This window comes from Natrialba chahannaoensis JCM 10990 (assembly GCF_000337135.1).
Taxonomy (GTDB): Archaea; Halobacteriota; Halobacteria; order Halobacteriales; family Natrialbaceae; genus Natrialba; species Natrialba chahannaoensis.
The window spans coordinates 26997-48313 of record NZ_AOIN01000077.1 but is presented as its reverse complement, the minus strand read 5'-3'; the positions used below and the strand labels follow the sequence as shown (position 1 = coordinate 48313).

19 protein-coding genes are annotated in these 21317 nt (G+C 61.5%); 7 read left to right on the top strand and 12 right to left on the bottom strand.

Annotation, left to right across the window (positions count from 1 at the left end; translation table 11 throughout):
* Positions 1-703 (top strand): hypothetical protein (locus tag C482_RS13885; RefSeq protein ID WP_206537134.1); only part of this gene is annotated, 703 nt, incomplete at its 5' end.
* Positions 704-942: 239 nt separating this feature from the next.
* Here the strand turns inward: C482_RS13885 and C482_RS13880 are convergent.
* From C482_RS13880 to C482_RS13850, 7 genes are all read right to left on the bottom strand, one after another.
* A complete protein-coding gene (locus C482_RS13880) occupies positions 943-1995 on the bottom strand; it encodes a tyrosine-type recombinase/integrase (RefSeq protein ID WP_006168317.1) in 1053 nt (350 codons plus the stop codon).
* Complete coding sequence (locus tag C482_RS13875) at positions 1985-2377, bottom strand: DUF5805 domain-containing protein (protein ID WP_006168316.1); 393 nt, start codon at positions 2375-2377, stop codon at positions 1985-1987. Before C482_RS13875 ends, C482_RS13880 begins: the two co-directional genes overlap by 11 nt.
* Before the next feature lie 1940 nt (positions 2378-4317).
* Positions 4318-4551 (bottom strand): hypothetical protein, encoded by a 234-nt coding sequence (locus C482_RS13870; RefSeq protein WP_006168315.1) that lies wholly within the window; start codon positions 4549-4551, stop codon positions 4318-4320.
* A gap of 246 nt (positions 4552-4797) precedes the next feature.
* Positions 4798-6240: a class II fumarate hydratase gene (locus C482_RS13865; protein ID WP_006168314.1), complete on the bottom strand. Its 1443-nt coding sequence runs from the start codon at positions 6238-6240 to the stop codon at positions 4798-4800.
* A gap of 20 nt (positions 6241-6260) precedes the next feature.
* Entirely contained in the window at positions 6261-8180 is a 1920-nt protein-coding gene (locus C482_RS13860) for a PH domain-containing protein (protein WP_006168313.1), read from the bottom strand.
* Between the two features lie 5 nt (positions 8181-8185).
* A complete protein-coding gene (locus C482_RS13855; protein WP_006168312.1) occupies positions 8186-8647 on the bottom strand; it encodes a PH domain-containing protein in 462 nt (153 codons plus the stop codon).
* A gap of 76 nt (positions 8648-8723) precedes the next feature.
* On the bottom strand, positions 8724-8990 hold the full coding sequence (locus tag C482_RS13850; protein ID WP_006168311.1) for a BolA/IbaG family iron-sulfur metabolism protein: 267 nt from the start codon (positions 8988-8990) through the stop codon (positions 8724-8726).
* Positions 8991-9126: 136 nt separating this feature from the next.
* Between C482_RS13850 and C482_RS13845 the strand changes: the two genes are divergently transcribed.
* The 3 genes from C482_RS13845 to C482_RS13835 all read left to right on the top strand — a co-directional run bounded on the left by C482_RS13845 (position 9127) and on the right by C482_RS13835 (position 12170).
* Complete coding sequence (locus tag C482_RS13845; protein WP_006168310.1) at positions 9127-9675, top strand: DUF7523 family protein; 549 nt, start codon at positions 9127-9129, stop codon at positions 9673-9675.
* 193 nt (positions 9676-9868) lie between these two features.
* Entirely contained in the window at positions 9869-11365 is a 1497-nt protein-coding gene (gene cysS / locus C482_RS13840) for a cysteine--tRNA ligase (protein ID WP_006168309.1), read from the top strand.
* 103 nt (positions 11366-11468) lie between these two features.
* Entirely contained in the window at positions 11469-12170 is a 702-nt protein-coding gene (locus tag C482_RS13835) for a DUF6517 family protein (RefSeq protein ID WP_006168308.1), read from the top strand.
* A gap of 56 nt (positions 12171-12226) precedes the next feature.
* Here the strand turns inward: C482_RS13835 and C482_RS13830 are convergent, their stop codons facing one another.
* From C482_RS13830 to C482_RS13815, 4 genes are all read right to left on the bottom strand, one after another.
* Positions 12227-13264, bottom strand: coding sequence for a presenilin family intramembrane aspartyl protease PSH (locus C482_RS13830; protein WP_006168307.1), 1038 nt, complete (start codon positions 13262-13264; stop codon positions 12227-12229).
* A gap of 107 nt (positions 13265-13371) precedes the next feature.
* Positions 13372-13620: an H/ACA ribonucleoprotein complex subunit GAR1 gene (locus tag C482_RS13825; RefSeq protein ID WP_006168306.1), complete on the bottom strand. Its 249-nt coding sequence runs from the start codon at positions 13618-13620 to the stop codon at positions 13372-13374.
* 37 nt (positions 13621-13657) lie between these two features.
* A complete protein-coding gene (gene srp19, locus C482_RS13820) occupies positions 13658-13939 on the bottom strand; it encodes a signal recognition particle subunit SRP19 (protein ID WP_006168305.1) in 282 nt (93 codons plus the stop codon).
* 138 nt (positions 13940-14077) lie between these two features.
* Positions 14078-15274: a PGF-CTERM-anchored ABC transporter substrate-binding protein gene (locus tag C482_RS13815; RefSeq protein WP_006168304.1), complete on the bottom strand. Its 1197-nt coding sequence runs from the start codon at positions 15272-15274 to the stop codon at positions 14078-14080.
* A gap of 60 nt (positions 15275-15334) precedes the next feature.
* On the opposite strand from C482_RS13815, the gene btuC reads away from it, so the two are divergent.
* The 3 genes from btuC (at position 15335) to gatE (ending at position 20079) form a co-directional block, all read left to right on the top strand.
* Positions 15335-16438: a vitamin B12 ABC transporter permease BtuC gene (gene btuC, locus C482_RS13810; RefSeq protein WP_006168303.1), complete on the top strand. Its 1104-nt coding sequence runs from the start codon at positions 15335-15337 to the stop codon at positions 16436-16438.
* The gene (locus tag C482_RS13805) at positions 16435-18021 is read left to right on the top strand and encodes an ATP-binding cassette domain-containing protein (RefSeq protein ID WP_006168302.1); all 1587 of its coding nucleotides are present in this window, start codon (positions 16435-16437) and stop codon (positions 18019-18021) included. The genes btuC and C482_RS13805 overlap by 4 nt, the downstream gene beginning before the upstream one ends.
* Positions 18022-18174: 153 nt before the next feature.
* Positions 18175-20079, top strand: a complete 1905-nt coding sequence (gene gatE / locus C482_RS13800; protein WP_006168301.1) for a Glu-tRNA(Gln) amidotransferase subunit GatE — start codon at positions 18175-18177, stop codon at positions 20077-20079.
* Positions 20080-20137: 58 nt separating this feature from the next.
* Here the strand turns inward: gatE and C482_RS13795 are convergent, their stop codons facing one another.
* A complete protein-coding gene (locus C482_RS13795; RefSeq protein WP_006168300.1) occupies positions 20138-20929 on the bottom strand; it encodes an RNA methyltransferase in 792 nt (263 codons plus the stop codon).
* Positions 20930-21317: the final 388 nt, after the last annotated feature.

The window sequence follows — 21317 nt, the reverse complement described above, 5'->3', positions numbered from 1 at the left end:
GACGCAAGCTACTGCGGAAACCAGGGAGAGAAGCGCTCAAACACGCTATCAAAGCCACACTGTGAAATCAACAAAGTGCTACACAAGAGCGATGAGATACAAACTAACGACAATCGCGATTGCTGCATTGCTTATAATCAGTGTAGGAACCGCCCTGGCAGCGGCAACAACGACGACTTCAGCAGATGAGTCGCTTCAAAACGAAGTGATACCGGAAAATCATGACGTTTCGGTCGTTGACCCGCATGAGGCACTAACTGCAGCGGACGTTAACGCAGCCGTTGAAACGGCTTGGAGCAGTGATGAAATGATGAACTACTTCGATGACGATGAGGCAATTCACTTCGAAGTGTGGGCACCACAGTCAGATGAACAGCGGGCTATTGTCTCGCTTGCACCGGCCGAGGAATCTGACCAAACTCAGGTCCTCGCAAACGTCCATTTTGAGTCAGAGCATATCATTGATATCAAAGAACCACACACACTGAACGAATCAACTATGCAGTCAATCGAACAAACGGACGACGATCACACCACGGACGGCGGACCCCAACACGAACAAATTGAAAGTCAGCAAGGAACGTTGTCTGAATCAACAGATCACAACACGACTGCTATCAAAATAGAAACAGAGACTGTGGACACCCCAGAGATAGCACTTCAGGAGGATGATCAAAAGCAAATTGTTGCCACAGACAATTGAGAGGTCCTAATATATACTTGCATTTATGTCCGTAAAGATGGTGGATGAGAAATTCGAAGGGCCGGTAGGGTAGTGAATTCTCGTAAAAAAGAGCGTACTTCTTTTTTGTGGTGTAACCAGACTCACTGAGAGAGAATTTGCACACCCGTATTCGATATAGCCATATTCAGTTCATCAGACGAATCTAAGACATACAAAATAGCCATAGTTATATAATTTCCAAGAAGTGGGAGAGGTATCTATTCTAGCAGTGATATTGAGTAAATATGGTCCAGATACGTCTCTCGAACCCGATCTCCCCAGTTGTGAGTGTACGTATCGATCACGTCACCTGCGACGTCACCCCGGAGGTACTGTACAGTCCCCCGATCACCCGTTCGGTCCCGGAGATGAGTGGTGAAGAAGTGCCGGAAGTAGTGTGGTGTGACGTTCTCGGTCGTCCCCCCACCAGTCCGGTACCAGCCGTGCTCACGGGCGTGTTTTTCGACGATATAACGAACGTCTGAGGGCGTAAGGCGTTCACCCCACGAGTCTCTGGTGTCGAGAAACAACGGCTCTGCGGGCGAAACTGCATCCGGCCGAATCGCGAGCCAGGACTCGAGTTCCGTTCGCAACTCGTCGTCAACGGGAATCACCGTCTCACGCTTTCGCTTGTTCGACGCCGTCCGCACCTCCCCGTTCGTGACCGCGCCGCGGGAGGGTTCATCGGAGACGTACACCGACGAGGGTCGGCGGTCGAGTTCGACGCGCGGCGTCCACTCGAGTGCAACGGCCTCAACGTCAGCGTTGAGATCCCGCAAGTCGAGATTACAGAGCTCACCGACACGCATCCCGGTCTTTAGCAGTGTGACGACGACAGCGCGCTCTAGCGGGTGGGAGATCGAGGCGACGAACGACCGCATTTCGTCGATAGAGAGCTCTCGTCTGGTCGGGTTTGTGTCGATGGATTCGGACAGTTCCTCCATGACGAGCGCCATCGGGTTCTCCTCGAACGCGCCGACGCGGTTCATATAGTCGTAGAATCGGTTGAGATAGGAGGCGTAGGTAGCAATCGTGCTCGATTCGAACTCGCCGCGCAGGGAGTGAATCCAGGCCATGCAGGCCCGTCGATCCGCGTCGGAAATCGCCTCCACGGAGCCAAACTCCTGGCCGAGGAAGGCCTCAAACTGTCGAAGAACTCGCTCGTAGGCTTCGAGCGTCCGTTCGCTCTTGCCGTGATAGCGCTGGTCGTCGAGAAAGTAGGCGATCGGGTCGTCGATGTCCTCGACCTGTCCGGTCGCGTCAGTTGCCATCGCTATCACCAGTCGTCGTGTATCCGCCATGGCGACCACTGTATCGAATTCGGTTGTCAGACTGAAGCTGCTCGAGTGTGTCATCAAGTCGCGATTCTATATCTTCGCTGACCGCGTCCAGGAGCTCGTCCCACGAATACGTGTCAGACGAGAGTAAATTAAGGACCTGTGTTTCGAGGGCGTTACCCCCAGGGTCTGACCCCTGAGAAGTGGGTTCCTCTGAGATGGGTTCGAACCCCTTTCGGCCGGCTTGTACCATCGTCCGAACAAACTCGCTCTGGCTCATGTCGAGTTCGTCGGCGTGTGATTGCCATTCTGCTTTCTGATACGCCGGGACGTACGCTTTGACAGACTTCCGAGAGGTGTCCGCAGAGTCGCTCATACAGCACCCCTCAATCGCCGTGATATTCAAGGTTCCCATTAGTAGAGCTAAGTGAGTTTATCTCCATCTCTGTCACCCATAATGCGGCGGTTACAGAGACATTAGTTGAGATAAGCGTCCCCAAACACCTACAAATTGAGATACAGTATGTCCCAATGTGGGTCCGTCAGTTCACATATCTGTTCAGAAATAAAGCGGAGTATAGCAGGTTACCGGGGCCTGAAGAATACGCGCTTTCTGATAGATATGCGGAAAACTCACCCGAGTACGGGAGCCAAACGCAGCGAGAGTCGGCACGAATTCGCGGCTGTACTCGAGTTCAATCTGGCACCCATTCCTCGTGCATTCATACTGCCGGACAGAACTATTCGAAGATTGGGCGCGCTACTGCGGCCGTCACCTTCGGGAACGGCCGCGACTTTTCGACCGACTTCTCACTGACTTCTGTCCGACAGTATCAGATGCGAAGTGATCACGACGGAGGCGACCTCGATCGCGCTGACTGAGTGGATTGCGGGTAGTGGAGGCTGGGTATCGAAGGGTGAACTCGAGTACGTCCCCAAGTAAGCAGTCGAGTGATCGTCACGGCTGGCGTTGGGGGTGGGGTGGGTGGTGGGGAATGGGACGGACAGCCCATTGTCTGAGCGAGCACCAGCAATCGATCAAACAGGACAGAAGGGAGTCTGAACGCCAGACCCGTCCGTCGAACGGGTGGCGGGTGGGACGAAAGTCACACAGCAACGGTGTGAAACACCAGTGAGCAGCTCCCGGCGGCGACTAGAGTAGCCACTGAAAGCCAGGACACACCTGGTCGCAAGACAGCTACGTGATCAGTGTGTGAATCGTTTCAGTTGTTCCTATAGCGGGTCCAGTACCGAGAGACACAGACAAATCAGCACCCAGTAGCCCAGGACGGCGAAGAAATGTGCGGAGACAGCGGACACCGTGAGTTTATCGACCGCTGGCACAGCAAAACGGTGTTGACAGATGACAGCAGTAGCGGGGTGGCCTTAACAGACGGACCGCCATCGGAGAGATCGTGAGGGAGGGGCCGCCACACTCGCGCCTCAAGAGGATCTTCGGACCAGTCTCAGACGGTACGTTGCGTAGAATGGAGCTCTTCCTTCGGTAGTCAGTAGGGGCGTGTCAGAACGCTCTGAGAGTGGCGCAGAGCGGGTTTCGATGGTGTGGCGTTTCCCGGGCCAGGTGATTCATTCAACCGCTCTGAAACCATTTCTCGAGTGGAATTGGGGAACGATGTGCGGTTATTGGCGGTGATGTCGCAAGCAGCCGTTCGTGGATTCGGCAACTGTGTCTCGCGAGACTGTTTGGTCGTGGTGTACTCGAGTACACTGCCAGGGAGAGGGTCAGCTGCTGAAGCGAGAGGGCCAGTGCAGACTCGGTGTGTCTGTGTTACCGAGGGGGGGCTGTGGAAGCGATTCGTCGACGGTACAGAGTGCGAAGAGGCTGAGTGGTGGCACTCAAGGGGCTCCACTCTCAGTCTCGGAGTGATAGTACCAACTGAAACGGAACATACTGATCGAAGCGTCCACGGTTCTCACTCGCCGTTCTCGCTCCGAACCGCGCTTCCCACGTGCGATCTGGTACGTACTGACCGTCAGCGGCTACGATGGAGCGACCGCGATAGTTCTGGTTCCGACCCCGAACGGCAGGGCTGCAGGACTGATTGTGGCGGAGTAGATAAATCGGGAGTGGCGGCGATACAGGGGTTGAATATAATGTTATTAGACAACATGCAACATCATATGGCGACATATTCCAGTCAAATAAATCTCATAGTGCTATACCTAATTCCGAGTGCACTGGCTGCGGTGACGAGAACTCGAAAAACAGGCCCTTAGTCGTGACAGGCCCCGAAACCAGTTGAATGCGGCTAGTAGTTAGGCGTCAACCAAATCGAAAATCGCCTGCAAACCCAGTCAGTGTGTCGCCGTTCGAACGTCGTCGACGTGATAGAGATCCTGTTGAATCCCTTCACCGTCGCACTCCTCGCTCGGACATTCGTAGTGCCATCCATCCTGTGTCGCAGCCGCTTCACGGAAGCGGTCGCCACAGACTTGACAGAACAGTTGTCCCTTCTGACAAGTGTCTCGGTGAAGTTCGAGCGCGAGTTCGGTCTGGAACGACTGGTTGCAGTCTCGACAGGTGTGCATATTATGTCTGACGCGAGCATTCCCCAAAACTGCTTGGGTATTTTTATTCCGCCCATATCGGACGTGATACGGCACCATGGCGTCGATTTGGTCGTGAACACTGCGGAAGAAAAACAGACGCAGAACGGAGAACTCCTGATTTCGATGGCATTGTTCGCTGTCAAGATGTGTGCTGACAGCAACCGAAAACAGCCGACGGGGAAAGCAGTCAACGGAGTGGTAAACAGAAACTCGGAACGGAGTAGTTTAGTCGTCCTGACCGAGGATGCCGCGCTGAGTCATCGCAGCAGGGTCGAGCACTTCGTCGGCTTCTTCCTCTGAGAGGTAGCCCTTCTCGAGTACGACCTCGCGAACGGTCTTCCCCTCTTTGAGCGCAGTCTTTGCGACCTCGCTGGCCTTGTCGTAGCCGATGTGGACGTTGAGCGACGTTGCCATCGCCATCGACTGTTCGACCTGGTTTTCACAGAATTCCTCGTTGGCCTCAAGTGGGTCGATAAACCGGGTGGCGAAGACCTGACTCGCGTTCGAGATGAGTTCGGCGGACTCGAGGAAGTTGTGCGCGAGGACGGGCTTGTAGAGGTTGAGGTCGATCTGGCCCTCGGCAGCGCCGGCGGAAACGGCGGCGTCGTTGCCGACAACCTGCTTGTGGACCTGGTTGACTGCCTCGGCGACAACCGGGTTGATCTTACCGGGCATGATCGAGGAGCCGGGCTGGTTCTTGGGCTGCTCGAGTTCGCCGAGGCTGTTACGTGGGCCGGAAGCGAGCAGGCGAAGGTCGTTTGCGATCTTGTTCAGCGAGCCGGCGACGACGCGGAGTGCGCCGTGAGCTTCAGACATTGCGTCGTGGGCCGCCTGTGCCTCGAAGTGGTTGTCCGCTTCGCGGAACTGAACCCCGGTCTCCTTCGTGATGTACTCGGCGGCGCGGCCGGGGAACTCCTCGTGTGTGTTGAGCCCAGTGCCGGTCGCGGTGCCGCCGAGTGCGAGTTCTGCGAGGTGCTCACGGGCCTTGTCGACGCGGGAGAGTCCCTTCTCGACCTGCGTGCGGTAACCGCCAAACTCCTGGCCGAGCGTGACGGGTGTCGCGTCCTGCAGGTGGGTTCGGCCCGTTTTGATGACGTCGTCGAACTCTTCTTCCTTCGCTTCGAGCGACTCACGGAGTGTATCGAGCGCGGGGATGATGTCCTTCTCGACGGCTTCGAGGCTTGCGACGTGCATCGCGGTCGGGATGACATCGTTACTCGACTGACCGTAGTTGACGTGGTCGTTCGGATGGACGACCCGGTCGCCGATCTCCGCACCCATAATCTCGGCGGCGCGGTTGGCAATGACCTCATTTACGTTCATGTTCGAGGACGTGCCGGAGCCGGTCTGGAAGACATCGACCGGGAATTGGTCGTCGTGTTCGCCGGCGGTGACCTCGTCTGCGGCCTCAATGATCGCTTCTGCAACGTCGTCTTCGACCAGTCCGAGGTCACGGTTTGCCTGCGCGGCGGCCTTCTTGACGACGCCGAGTCCGCGGATGAATCGGCGACTGAAGGAAATTCCCGAGATTGGGAAGTTCTGGATCGCGCGCTGGGTCTGTGCGCCCCAGTAGGCGTCGGCCGGAACCTCCATCTCGCCGAGGCTGTCCTCCTCGATTCGGAACTCGCCGCCGTCACTGCTGTCGTCGGTACCGTCAGGTAATCCCATACGCTGAGCCTTGCGTCCGGTCAGGTAAAATCCACCGAAACGCCGAGGTCGTCGGACTCCGCCCGCTTACGGAGTGCCGTCTGGAGCCGCTCACGACACTCGCCGTGGACATCTCGGGCATCCCCGAGTTCCTCGTCGTAAATCGTCGGCGTGCCGCGAACCATCGTCCGCGAACTCGCCGTGTCGATCACGAGCGAAGCGAGACCGAGTCGACGCTGGAAGATCGACCGGCGCGTCGACACCGTCTGAATTCGGTAGTACGGGATCACGGTTGTCTGTCGCTTCCAGAAGCCGCGCCGAACCACGAGATGGTCCTCACCGACGTAGTAGCCGAGGTTGACGTACCGCAGGTGTGCCGCCGGCGGCACCGCGGCGAAGACGATGGCCGCGAGATACCAGCGCTCGAGGACGGTCACCTGCGTGATCCCGAACGCGATGGCGACGATGACGCCAGCGATGATGGAGTATCGCGCGAGATAGCGCCGGCGTGCGAGCTTGGGGAGTTGTTCGAACTTCGGCGTCTCGACGCCGGTCAGGTTCTCGGTGAACGTGTAGACGCGCGCTTTCTCGGCCAGCGGGACGGCAGACTGACTGCCGCCGTTGCTCTCGGGGCCGTAGCCGGCGGTCTCGACCCAGAGACCGGCGTAGCCGATCAAGCGCTGGAGTGGGTTGTCCGTGACCGTCACGGACTGGACCTTCTCTGCCGGGATCGAGCCGCTGTAGCGCTGGAGCAGCCCGCGCTCGTAGACGAAGTCCTCGTCGACGCGACCGAGGCGGAAGTCGTAGTACGTCGCGAACGTGTAGGCCACGCTCAAGACGTAGGTGATGACAATACCGTTGAGCAACGAGACAATCGTCAGGATGCCGTAATTCGTCGGTGTCCCGGTTCCGAGGTCCTCCGGCCCACCGACCGGTTGTGCGACCGTCAGCAGGTAGTCGAAGACCAGATCGGTTCCCAGGAAGAAGACGAAAAGCACACCCGCAACCGCCGCTGCTCGGATCGACGTGAACGAGTAGAGCAGCAACTCGCGGGCCTGCAGGTCGAACAGCGGCTGTTTCTGCGGGTGGCCGAATTCATCGAACTCGTTGCGGTCGTCGCGGTCAGCATGCTCGTCAAATCCGTCACCGTCGTCGAATTCATCGAACGTATCGTACTCATCGTCATCGACTGCATCGACTGGTTGCGGCCCGAGCCGGTCGTGATCGGTCTCTAGTCCAGCTTCGGCCGCTGGCTCTGCATCCGGCTCATCAGCTGGATCCGGACCGGACTCGAGTGGATGATCCCAGAGGTCGTGTTGGTCACGGCGCTCACGCGAGTCTGGCTGTCGAGAGGCGTCGGTTGGTGCTGAAGAGGTGTCTGCGTCGGCATCGCTCGCAGCGTCATCGACCTCGTTCTCGGTCTCGGTCTCGGTCTCGGTCTCAGCCTCAGTGTCAGTGTCGACCCCACCCGTCGTACCCTTTTTCTCCGCTCTACGGCGCTCGCGCGCAGCAGCCGTTCGCCGACGGATCTCGCGCTGGAGGCGGGTTGCTTCGGCTTCGCTGACGAAGTTCAGTGTCGCTTCGCTAGCGCCACCGCCGGCGGTCTCGATCGAGACGATTGCGAGATTGAGCAGCCGCTGGAGGACGCCCTGTCTGATGTCGACGTTCTGGATGCGGCCGTAGGGAATCTCACGGGAGCGGCGGGCAAACACGCCCGACGAGACGTCGACGGTGTCAGATGTGATCTCGTAGCCAAAGCGGTAGTAGTAGGCGATCCCGTAGGCGACGCCCGCAAGAAAACCAAACGGCGCGGCGAACGGCACCCAGGCACCGCTGATCGGGTCGAACGCCCCTGCGAGCACGAGCAGGAGGACGACCGGAATCCAGAGCCAGAGAAAGCCATACTGGAGGGCATATGTGACCGCACTAAGCGGATGGAGTCGATTCATAGTCGGAGCCATAGCGATCAGACCGCGTCGTCGGCCTCGCTCTCGACGGCGAGGTCGCGGAGGGTATCCTGTAGCTCACGCGCTCGATCCGGCGTCAACCCCGGAATCCGAACGTCGGCGTTGCGCGACCCTGCCGTGTAGACGACGACACTCGAGAGGCCGAGTGCGCGCTCGATCGGGCCAAACTGGGTGTCGACGTGCTGGACGCGCACGAACGGGACGGCGGTTTCGACGAACGTGATGACGCCACGTTCTAAGTAGAGCGCGTCGGGCTGGAGTTCAAACTGCCAGACCTGGTAGAGCCGAACGGCGTAGGCGAGCCCGAGGGCGATTCCGACAATGACGACGCCAACCTGGGCGACGGTCGGAATCTCGAGGAGCCACGGGTCGATGGCGGCGAGAACGATCCCGAGGATGATTGCCAGAATCGCAGCTTGGGCGATCCAGAGCAGTCTGATCCGGGGGTGTAGTGATTCCATAGCAGTATCCTATCAGGCGAGCAGGAGAATCCTACGGTTCTGTTTCGATCGGTGAGTGTTCACTCGGGAGGAAATTTTACTCGTCCTCCTCTCCACCGTGTTCCTCGTACTCCTCCGGCGTGTACGTCGAGAGCTCGAGCGCGTGAATGTCCGTCGTCATGTGGCCATCGAGGGCGTCGTAGACCTGCTGGTGTTGCTGGACCAGCGATTGGCCCTCGAAGGCCGGCGAGATGACCGTCGCCGCGAGATGGTCCTCGTCGTGTTTGTCCCGGGCAGGTCGCACCGTTGCGTCGGCGTCCTCGAGTTCCGATTCGATCAGGTCCGCGACGTCTGCTGGGTTCATAGGTGACAGATTGGGCGCTCGCGGCAAAAGCGCCCCGGTCGGCACTGCGTCTGGAAGCGACTCGCGGCCACCACTATTGACTCGCGGGCACCAGTCGGCGACTTTATGCTGTCCGCGTGCCAGCACTGTGACGAACATGTCACTGGCAGCCGAGACGCGCCGCGCGGTCGAGGCCCACCCGTTCCTCGTGACGGCGCTTCGCGCGGGCATCGTGAACTACACTGCCGCCGCTCGGTTTCTCTCGGGCGACGAGCGGGAGACAGCGACTGGCGAGAGCAGCGACGAAATCGGTGAAATCAACGGCGACATCGACGCCATCGCCACCGCGCTCCGACGCTACGCCGAGGAACTCCCCGCCGCAACCCACGACGCTCGCGACGTCAGCGTTCGCATGGAGAGCAGCATCGGCACCGTCGACGACCCCGGCTCAGCGCTCGTCACCGTCGGCGGCACCGCCTTCGGCTCCAACGGCGGCGACCTGACTGCAATCTACGCCACCGGCGCGGTCGACGCTGCCGCGCTGGCGACCACACTCGAGTCCCTCGCCGTTAGGGAGATCGAACCGGTTGCGGCCGCCGTTGGAAACGAGACGCTGATTGTGATCGTCGAGCGCCGGGAGGGGGCGAACGCGGTGCGAACGGTGGAGGGGGCGCTGGAGCGGGTTCCCAGCGATTCGGATCAGTGACAGCAAGTGTATGATCGGTGATTTGTGATGTGCTGAGTACTGTGCTCATTCCGTGTGCTCGAGCAACGCCATTGGTGGGTTCAAAGGAGTGAAACCGCTATAGTAATCACAATGGGCCTCACGAAGCAACAAAAACCGCTATTGCGTAGCTATTGATAAGCGCTTAACTACGGCCCACGGGTATACCTTCGCAATGACCCTGCACGTGACGAACACGTTGACGGGCGAAAAGGAGCCGTTCGAGCCACAGGACCCCGAGAACGTCTTGCTCTACTACTGTGGCCTGACGGTCTCCGACCCGCCCCACCTGGGCCACGCGCGGTCGTGGGTCCACGTCGACGTCATGCACCGCTGGCTCGAGTACCGCGGCTACGACGTGCGCCACGTCGAGAACTTCACCGATATCAACGAGAAAATCGTCGCCCGCGTCGGCGAGGACAACCTCGGAGAGGGCGAAGCCGCTGTCGCGGAAACGTACATCGAGCGCACCCTCGCGGACATGCGCTCGCTGAACCTCCTCCGGGCGGAGGTCTACCCGCGCGTTTCCGAGCACATTCCCGAAATCATCGACCTCGTCGAGACGCTCGTCGAGAAGGGCTACGCCTACGAATCTAACGGCTCGGTCTACTTCGACGTAACCAGCTTCGAAGAGTACGGCAAACTCTCGAACCAGGAGCTCGACGAGATCGAATCCCAGGGCGACCCCGACGAACGCTCGGAGAAGCGCAACTCTGCTGACTTCGCGCTTTGGAAGGCCGACGGCGTCGAACCCGGAGATATAGAGGAACACCGCCACGAGGGCGCTGCACCCGCCGAACACGCCTGCGAGACCGCTCTCACGTGGGATTCACCGTGGGGCGAGGGTCGCCCCGGCTGGCACATCGAGTGCTCCGCGATGAGCACGACCCACCTGGGCGAGACGCTCGACATCCACGTCGGCGGCCGCGACCTCGTCTTCCCACACCACGAAAACGAAGTCGCACAGTCCGAAGCCGCGACTGACCAGCAGTTCGCGAACTACTGGCTCCACTGCGAACTGTTCCAGATGGCCGACGAGAAGATGTCCTCAAGTCTGGGCAACTTCGTCACCGTCGACGAGGCGGTCGACCAGTGGGGAACGAACGTCATGCGAACGTTCCTGACGGCCGGTTCGTACAACAGCCAGCAGCTCTACTCGGACGACACCATCGCCGAGGCCGAGGAGCGCTGGGAGCAACTCGAGCGGGCCCACGAGAGAGCCGTCGAGGCTGTCGACTCGCCGGCGGCACGAACGAAAGTCGAGGACGAAGACCTTCGAACGGCCGTCGACGACGCCCACGAAGAGTTTGCCGCGGCGATGGACGACGACTTCAACACGCGTGAAGCACAGTCCGCGCTGCTGTCAGTCGCCTCGGCGATCAACGCCCATCTCGAGGGACGAACGGAGTACGACTACCGCGGCCTCCGCCGCACCGTCGACACACTCGAGGAGCTCGGGGACGTGCTGGGCCTCTCCTTTACCGGCGACACCACCGGCAGCGCCGCTCTCGCGGGCGATGTCGTCGATCTCGTTCTCGACGTACGCGAGCAGGAACGAACGGACGGTAACTACGAACGCGCCGACGATCTGCGCGACGAACTCGAGTCGCTCGGCGTCGAAGTGCAGGATACGGACGAGGGGCCGACGTACCGATTACCGTCGGGCGAGTAGTTGGCCTTCGGACAGCGACACCAAACCGGCGGACGGCGATTTCGCGGGCCGGCCACGGGATGGCAAGGTCTGCTCTTTTGCGACTGGTCGTGGTCGAGTTCGTATGAACAGACGCGAGTTCGTCGCCGCAGGGGCAGTCTGCGGGCTCGGCCTTATGGCTGGCTGTCTCGACGACGCGCTCGCAGACATCACCTCGTTTTCCGCCACACCCGTGGTCGTCTCAGCGGCTGCACTCGAGGAGACCGGCTACGCCTATCAGGGGACCGAGAAGGTCGTGGAGACGCGGACGGTTGCCCGCCAGACCGTCGAGGCGACGAACTACGCGAGTGAGTACACACGGACGATGGGGATGCTGTCGGCCGTGCTGGGCGACGGGCCAGCGGAGGCGGACGCGGGGCTGTTCGGCGTCGCGACGACGCCACAGGTGGAGATGCTCGGCGAGGAGTGCAACCCGGTCGCCGACATGTCGACCGCCGAAATCGCACAGCGGGTGCAAGAACAGTTCGACGAGATTTCGCTCGACAACGAGATGGTCGTCGACGAACGAAGTGTCGAATCGCTCGGCGAGACAGTCGTACTTGAGACGTTTGAGGGCGAGGCGTCGATGTACGGTGCGGACGGGATTCCGGTTCGTGCCGATATCTCGACGTTTACCCACGACAGCGATCTCTTCATCGTCGTCGGTGCGTATCCGGACGCAGCGGAGGTGGAGCAGTTTCAAGACGAACCGGAGACGGAACGGGTCGACGCGCTCGTGGGTGGACTCGAGTACGGCTCGGATGCGACTGTGGAGATGGTTGAGTGAGGAGGGTGAGTGAGAACAGGGTGTCTGAGGGAGTACAAGGGGCAGCTAGAGTCCGGCTACAGCCCGAGTGCTGTCGCAATCGAGAGCCCGCTTGCGAGTGCGCCGAGGAGGTAACCACCGATTGCACCGCCGTTGAGCAGCGGGAGCCCGGCGTGTGCGCGTCCGCGAACGACCATCGCCATGAGCACGACGAGGCCGACGATCGTGCCGACGATCGCACCCAGTGCGGGGAGGTTGAGCGCGAGTCCAGGGACGTCGAGCGTGCCCGCGTCGAGGAAGTAGGCCGCGCTGACGACGAGGATGGTTGGGATCACGGCGTCGCCGAGGCCGATGAACAGCGCGTCGCGCTGTGGTTCTGGCGTGGGTTCGTCGGTTGGGTCCGTATTCTCAGTTACCTCGGTTGCAGCAGACTCGGACGACTCGACGGCGTCGACGGAGTCGGCAGAGTCGTTGGATGTAGCAGGCTGTCCAGACTCGTCAGGCGAGGACAGGTAGGAGTACGACAGCGTCAGGGGAATCACGAGTACGACTGGGATTTTGAGATCCATGACGCCCTCCGCGAGATCGAGCATGTGTTCGGTGCCGTAGACACTGATGGCGTCGTAGATGGCAAGCACCGCGAGCAAGAGCAGGGCAGGGAGGAGCCCGAAGCTAATCCCGAAGAGCGCGGCCGCGCCAGCGCCCATCAGGACGCCGGCAGTGTCGATGACGTACCACTCCGGATGAAATAGGAGCGCAGCACCAACACCGAAGGCGGCGAGCACCGCGAGGACGTTGACACCTGCATCGCCGACTGTGACGACTGGTGGGACGAGTTCAGCGAAGACGAACCAGGCAATCATCACGCTCACGCCGATGATCAGCGCGCGGATGAGTCCCTGCAGGTCGTACTTGAAGGCGGCGAGCATGAGGGCAGTTGCGACGAGGATGATGGCAACGTAGACGACGCTGTTAGTGGGGTCTTCCGGGTTCTCGACGGCCTGGTGGCCGGACTCGTAGAACGGCTCGGTGAGCGCCAGCGCGCCGAGCTGGACGCCGAGAAACAGCAAGACCGTCACTCCGACGGCGGCGAAGACCCGAATCCGGTCGTTCATGGCGCGGGGTTTGGCGCGCGCTCGTATGGGTGTTTTCTTCTCTGTTTCTTGGTTCCCTACCTGCTACCTTTCGGGCCTCTCGAGTCGAGTGGTATCTCCGCCGCTCGTCAGCGCGCGTACAGCGTCGATCCCACGAGCGCCGGCAGGTGGACACCAGCGTCCGGCGTCACCGCCAGATAGGGCTGATCGACCGGTCCAAAGACATCGACGACGCGTCCCACTTCGTCGAGCGAGTCGTCCAGCACGATCGTCCCGATTTCGTTGCTATGTGCGTCGGTTGCATCCTCGTCGGTAGCGTCCGCTCGCAACACCGCGAGTCCCTGTGCCGTTCGGACGACTGTTCCAATTCGTTTCATTGGCAGTGTGGTTGGTTGTCAGCAGCGCAGCGCCCCATCACTCGCGTATCGCCACGACATACGCCGCGACGGCTTGTACGAGATCGTTCTTCGTCGAGTCCTCCGCACCGCGGACGACGACTCGGCCGCGCTGGGCCCAGGGCTCTCGCGAGTAGGCCTTATCGCGCTCGATCGTCGCGTCGTAGCCGATCTGCTGGACGGCCTTCGCGATTTCGTCGACTGATGGCTCATCGACTGCCAACTCCTCCGACACACGCCGTCCGTCGGCCCGCGAGAGCGAGGCATCGAGATAGGCGGGCCAGATAACGTTCTCGACCATGCTCATTCCTGAGCGGGGAGGTGAGTAAACCTTTTTCAACTTCGTTCGTCGTCGGCTCACAGAATCAAACGGAACCAGCTGGGAAAACAGTAGTCGGCAGAACCGTAGATACTACTACTGAGACAGTCACTGAGATCGTCAGCGCAGTCGCGCGCCAATACCGAGTGTCGCGAGTACAGCAGCAAGGGCCCCAGCAACGCCGAAGCCAGGGATCGAGTCGTCGCCGGCATCTCCGTCATCAGTTGTCGGCTCGCCGTCCTCATCGTCGCCCGCACCATCGTCATCGCTCGCCGTCGATCCTTCGAGTTCGGCGCTCGCCTCGTCGTAGGCTTCAGGGTGGATCTCCTCGACGATCGACGTGACCGCCAGCACGACCTGCGGTGCCGGCTGGTTCAGTTGGTTCGCGTCGACGGCAATCACGTTATCCTCCTCGACGGCCGTGATCTCGGTCGCTGCGTCGGGAATCGGTGGTTGCTCTCTGTCATCCGAGTAGACGACCCACTCCGGGTCCGCGTCGACGACCGTCTCGGCGTTGATCGGCTCATACCCCGTAATGCCCGCTTCCCCGGCGACGTTCTCGAGTCCGGCCGTGGACAGAATCTCGTCGATGAACGTCTCCGTGCCCGCGGTCATGCCGTCCTCACCCATCGTGTAGTAGACGAGCGGGCGGTCGGCGTCCTCGAGTGTAGTCTCGACGATCTCGAGTTGGTCGTCCATCCAGTCGATCGTCTCCTCAGCGCCGGCGCACTCGTCGACGAGCGCACCGGTCGTTTGGACGTTCTCGCGCACGTCATCGATCGACTCGGCCTCCGAGAAGTGGTAGACGGTGAAGCCAGCCTCGTCGCGCAGCGTCTCGATGTCCGCGGCATCTGTTATGTTTGCCGCCAGCACGAGGTCGGGATCGGTCGCGATGACCTGTTCGTGGTTGACCTCCCAACCATCACTGATATCCGCGCGGTCACCGCGGTCGAGTCCGCTCGTCGCATCGGTGTAGGGCATGCCGTCGAGGCGGTCCTCAGCACCGATCTCGTACATCGTCTGGGCGTCACTCGCCTGCAGCGCGACGACAGAGTCAGGTGCCTCCTCGAGCGTGATCGTCTCGCCCGTCGCGTCGGTCAACTCGAGTGGGTATTCACAGGAGACGGCCTCCTGTGTGAGTATGGAATGGATAGCTGGGTGCTGTGCTGCCTGTGTCTCGTCTGGGCCGACCGACTGTGCGGCGTCGGCGGGACTGCCGGCCGCGATGCCGCCGGCGGCCGCGATCGGTGCCGTTGCTGACGCGGCGACGACGGCCGTGAGAACCACGAGTAGCGCGATCGGACGTTTGGGTCGCATCGACCGTATATGGGACGCACTCCAACAAATATTTGGCTAAAGCAATCGTGGTTTCAGAGTATGTACCGGCCGGGCCGAACCATCTCATGGTCGGCGGGACTTCTCCTCCTGCTCGTCGTTGTCGTCCTCGTCAGCGCCGCCCTCGGCCCGGTGCGAATCGATCCGGTGACGGTCGCGATGGCCGCGTTAAACGCCGTCGTTGTTCCGACTAGTGTCTCGATGAACACCACAACCATCACTGTTCTCGGGTTCGCGATTCCGCTGCTGGTTCCGGCGTTCGAGTACACGGCCGTCTTTTCGTTCGATGTCGCCGGCTCACACCAGTTGATCGTCGAAACGATCCGAATGCCGCGGATCGCGCTCGCCGCGACGGTCGGCTTCTCGCTTGCTGCCGCAGGAACCGTCATGCAGGGGTTCTTCCGGAACCCACTCGCTGACCCGTCGATCATCGGCGTCTCCTCGGGTGCTGCAGCGGGTGCGGTGGCTGCTATCGCCTTTCCTGCGATCGTGCCGTTCGGGAGTATCCACCTCTCAGCGTTCGTCGGCGCGCTTGTCACGGCGTTTCTCGTCTACGCCATTGCGACCGAGGGTGGACGCACGCCAGTCGCGACCCTGCTGCTCGCCGGCGTCGCGATCCAGGCCTTCTTGGGTGCGCTGATCTCGTACATGTTGGTCCACAGCGGCGACGACCTCAGACAGGCCGTCGTCTGGATGATGGGCCACCTCAACAACACGACCTGGAGCGACGTGGGCTTCGCCCTGCCGGTCGCGCTGCTCGGCGTCGGCGTCCTCGGCGCGTACGTGCGCGAACTGAACGTCCTCCTGCTCGGCGAGGAGGATGCCCACCACCTCGGTGTCGATGTAGAACGGACCAAGCTCCTCCTGCTCGCACTCGCGAGCATCGTCACGGCAGCGGGTGTCGCGGTCGCCGGCGTCATCGGATTCGTCGGCCTCGTCGTCCCGCACATCATGCGACTGATCGTCGGCCCGGACCACCGAATTTTGCTCCCGACGAGCGCGCTGGCCGGCGCGTCCTTCCTCGTCGCGACGGACACCATCGCCCGCGCCGGGCCGGCCGAAGTGCCGGTCGGCATCGTCACCGCCTTCGTCGGTGTGCCCTTCTTCCTGTTCTTGCTCGTTCGTCGGGAGGTGCATTCGTTGTGAGCGACCAGACAGATCACGACTGCACAGACTCCGATCAAACCGACGGCAGCCAGACGGAACGGCACGACACCGGGGACAGCGAAACGCATGAGGAGACCACGCGCCACCTCGAGCCGGCACCGATCACCGTCACCGACCTCTCGCTGTCCTTCGGCGACCTGTGCGTGCTCGAAGACGCTTCGCTCTCGATCGAACCCGGCGAATTCGTCGGCTTCGTCGGCCCAAACGGTGCCGGGAAGACCACCCTGCTGCGCGCCATTAGCGGCGCGATCACACCGGATTCGGGAACCGTAACGATCGACGACACCGACGTTCACGCCGTTTCCTCGCGCGCGTCGAGCCGTCTCGTCGCCGTCGTCCCGCAGGACACCTCGCTGTCGTTCTCGTTCCCCGTCCGCGACGTCGTCGAGATGGGCCGCCACCCCCACCGCTCGCGGTTTGCCGCGCCGACACACGAGGACCGCGACGCCGTCGAGCGGGCACTCGAGCGGACCCGGACAACAGATCTTGCAGAGCGGCCGATCGACGAGGTCAGCGGCGGCCAACGCCAGCGGGTCGTGCTCGCGCGCGCAGTCGCCCAGGAGACGCCCGCGCTGTTGCTCGACGAGCCAACGGCCAGTCTCGACGTGAACCACCAGATCGAAACGCTCGAACTCGTGCGCGAACTGGTCGATTCGGGCCGGACGGCGGTGGCAGCGATCCACGACCTGGATCTGGCGGCGCGCTACTGCGACCGGCTCGTGGTGCTCGCCGACGGCGCAGTCCACGATGTCGGCACACCAAACGAAGTGCTCACGGCCGACGCGCTCGCCGAAGCGTTCGACGCGAACGCGACGGTGACTACGAACCCAGTGACCGGGACAGAGACGGTGACGGCGCTCCCGGACGCCGCAGCAGTATCGGATACTGGGGGCGAGCAGTCAGGAGACAGCGCCGCCCGCGTCCACGTTCTCGGCACTGGCACGACGGCCGCGAGCGCGCTCGTACGGCTCGCCACCGCCGGCTACGAGGTTTCGGTCGGTCCAGTCACCTCCGGCGACGCGGCTGCGGAGACAGCAGCCCGACTTGCAGAGGGTGCGGCCTCCGTCTCCGCCGGTGATGACAACAGCCGAGCCGTCGAAACCGTTACAGTCGAACCTTTCGCCCCACTCTCGGCCAACGATCGCGCCGAGCTTGAGACGCACATCAGACAGGCAGATGCGACCGTCCTCGCGGACCTGACGCTCACTGCCGGCAACCAGCTCGTGCTCGACCCACTCGAGTCCGTCGAGAAACCGATCCTCATCGAAACGACGCCACTCGCAGAACGCAACGGTGTGGGTGCGGCGGCGCGGGAGCGCTACGAGGCGTGTCGCGAGCGTGGTGTCGAAGCCGGTCTACCCGACCTGCTTGATGGTGTTGAGGGGGTACTGTCGGGTTCTGGGGAGGGGACAGTGGAGGTGGACTCGAGTAGCCCTGCGGTTGAGGCGGACGGTGCGGGCAAGGCTGACGAGGCCGACGGGGCGGTCGAGGCGAACGAAGCGGACGACCGAGATGATGCAGTACAAGAGTCCGCGGTGTCGCGGGAAGCGTCCGACGACTGAGCGGTTACTGCGGAGTCTGGGAGCTCGCTTCGCTTGTTGTGACGTGAGTGAAGTAGTAGGGTGAAGTAGTGGATACTGGTGGACTGAGACCCAGGTACCATACAGCAGCGCAACTGGACGGTTTTTTACCCCTCCGTCACCGACTACCGCGCAATGAGTACACGCGAGACCACATCCGGCTCCGAGGCCGAGTCCGACCTCGACTACGACGACCTCGGACTCGTCGCCGGGCTGGAGATCCACCAGCAACTCGATACGGCGACGAAACTGTTCTGCCAGTGTCCGACTGAGATTCGTGAACCCGAAGAGGCAACGCGCACGTTCGCGCGCTACCTCCACCCCACGCGGAGCGAACTCGGCGAGATCGACGAGGCCGCCCTGGAAGAGAGTCGCGTCGAGCGCGAGTTCGAGTACCTCGCCTACGACTCGACCTGTCTCGTCGAGGAAGACGACGAACCGCCACACGAACTCGACGCGGAGGCACTCGAGACGGTCCTCGAGATTGCTCAGCTGATGGGTATGTCGCCGGTCGATCAGGCCCACGTCATGCGCAAGATCGTCGTCGACGGCTCGAACACCTCGGGCTTTCAGCGCTCGACGCTGATTGCGACTGACGGCGACATCGAGACCAGCGAGGGCGCGGTCGGTATCGAGGACCTCATGCTCGAAGAGGAGAGCGCCCAGCGCGTCGAGGAAACCGACGGCGGCGTCCGCTACAGCCTCGATCGACTCGGCATTCCGCTGGTCGAGATCGGCACGAAGCCAGACATCTCGACGCCGGAGCAGGCACTCGAAGCCGCCGAGCGGATCGGGATGCTCCTGCGCTCGACGGGGAAGGTCAAGCGTGGACTCGGAACGATTCGCCAGGATGTCAACGTCTCCATCGCGGACGGTGCACGCGTCGAGATCAAGGGTGTCCAGAGCCTGGATGATATCGACGACATCGTCCGCACCGAGGCCGCCCGGCAGCGTGAACTCGTCGAGATTCGAGAGGAACTCATCGAACGCGACGCGTCCGTGGGTGACGTACAGGACGTGACGAACGTCTTCGAGGACACCGAGAGTGGTGTTATTGGTGGCGCACTCAACTCCGGCGGCTCCGTGATGGGCGTCCTACTCTCCGGCTTCGACGGCATCGTCGGCCGCGAGATCGCGCCTGACCGACGACTCGGAACCGAACTCTCCGATCATGCGAAGCGCCACGGTGCGGGCGGCATCTTCCACACCGACGAACTCCCCGCCTACGGCGTGACCGAGGACGAAGTCGCGGCACTGCGCGAGGCGGTCGGTGCCGGTCCGGACGACGCCGTCGCCATCGTCGCCGCCGACACCGACGTCGCCGAGGCCGCGATCGAAGCCGCCGCCGAGCGCGCCGAAACCGCGCTAGAGGGCGTCCCCGAAGAGACGCGCGGCGCGAACGACGACGGCACGACCCGCTACCTGCGCCCACTCCCCGGTGCGGCGCGGATGTACCCCGAGACCGACGTGCCACCCGTCGAACCCGACCCGAGTGAGGTCCCAGAACCCGAACTGCTCACCGAGAAGGTCGAGCGCTACCAGGACGAGTTCGACCTCGGGGAGGGCCTCGCAGAACAGGTCGCCTACGGCAAGCACATGCCGCTGTTTGAGGATGTAGTGGCGGACGGCATCGATCCGACGCTCGCCGCGACGACACTCGAGTCCACCCTGACCGAACTTCGGCGGGACGACGTTCCAATCGAGGCGCTGACCGAGACGCATATCGCGTCGGTACTCGAGTTGGTCGAAGCTGGTGAGTTGCCGAACGAAGGCGTCCCGGATCTGCTCACTGTGCTGGCCGAAGAGCCAGATCAGACTGCCGAGGAGGCGGCCGAAGATGCGGGACTTGGCGGTGCCGACGAGGAAGAGGTCCGAGAGGCTGTCGTCGGTGTCGTCGAGCGAAACGAGGAGCAGGTCACAGAGGAAGGGATGCAGGCGTTCTCCGGACTCATGGGCGAGTGTATGGGTGCGCTTCGCGGGAAGGCGGACGGCGACCTGGTGAGTCAGTTGCTGCGCGAGGAGATTCAGAAGCGGGCCTAAGCACGGGTGGGGAGTGAGCGGTGTTCCGTCGGGTGTTCAGTCCCGTTTTGCCAGGTTTTCAGTCGCGTTCCGCCGGCCGCTCCGTCGCCCGCCGAAGGAGTCCGAGGAACGTGTTCGCCTCGCCTTCAGTGAGGTCGGCGCGGCCGTAGACGCGCCGGAGCATTCGCATCGTCTTTTCGCGCTTTTCCGTCGGGTGGTTGAGTTCTTCTAAGAGGTCGGCCCACTGGTCGTAAAGTCGATCGACGGTTGCTTCGTCCGCGCGGACGCGCTCGATATCTGGAAGCTGTGTTTCGTCCTCGTCGAGCGCGAGTGAGCGAAGTTCGTAGAGCGTGATCGTCGCGGCCTGGCCCAGGTTGAGAACGGGATACTCCTTGCTCGCGGGAATCGCACAGATCTCGTCGATACGGGCGAGTTCCTCGTTCGTCAGGCCGACGCGTTCGCGCCCGAAGATGAGTGCAGTCGGGGCCTCGACGGTCGGCAACCGTTCGGCGAGATCGGCAGGCGTAGAGAAGGGAAAGCGCATGTGGCTACGGTCGTCCTCGTTGGTGACGGCGGTACAGCCGATCGTGTGATAGCCTGAGACGAGTTCATCGAAAGAAATTTCGGTCGCGTTCGGAAGGATATCGTCGCGTGCGTGGCCGGCGAAGCCGTAGGCCTCGCCGTCGGGATCGAGTTCCGGCGGGTCGACGAGAAGGAGGTCACTGAAGCCGAAGTTCTTCATCGCTCTGGCGATCGTACCGACGTTGCCGGGGAACTGTGCGTCGACGACGGCGACTGCTGGTGGCGTCCGTTGGGACGGGAGGTCGTCAACTGTTGAGTCCTGTTGTGGATGGTCGTTCGCGTCAGTCATGGAACTCGGGAGTCACATACTGAGTATCGAACGGGAGGGCAAAAGTGACCTGTTCGCTGTGTGTGTGAGTTGGTGGGGGTGTGTGGGGTGAGTTGACTGTAGTACTCTATCTAGTACAACTTCTAGTATTACTAGTCACTTATTCTTCTCTAGTTCTAGAACACACATGTTGAATACAACGAATACAATGTGTGTTTGGATGGTAGACCACTTGAGGCGGATGTTTCGCTGCGGAGAGAACGTGTCGTCCTCTTGTTGAGGGGGGACACACCACCATCGCGTTTGTAACGCTGTTTTGCTAGGGGGGTTCTGTTCTACAACACACCTGTGTCGCGGGTGAAAAATCCGCCGGGTTACCGGTCACATTCGCCGAAATATGGGGATCAGT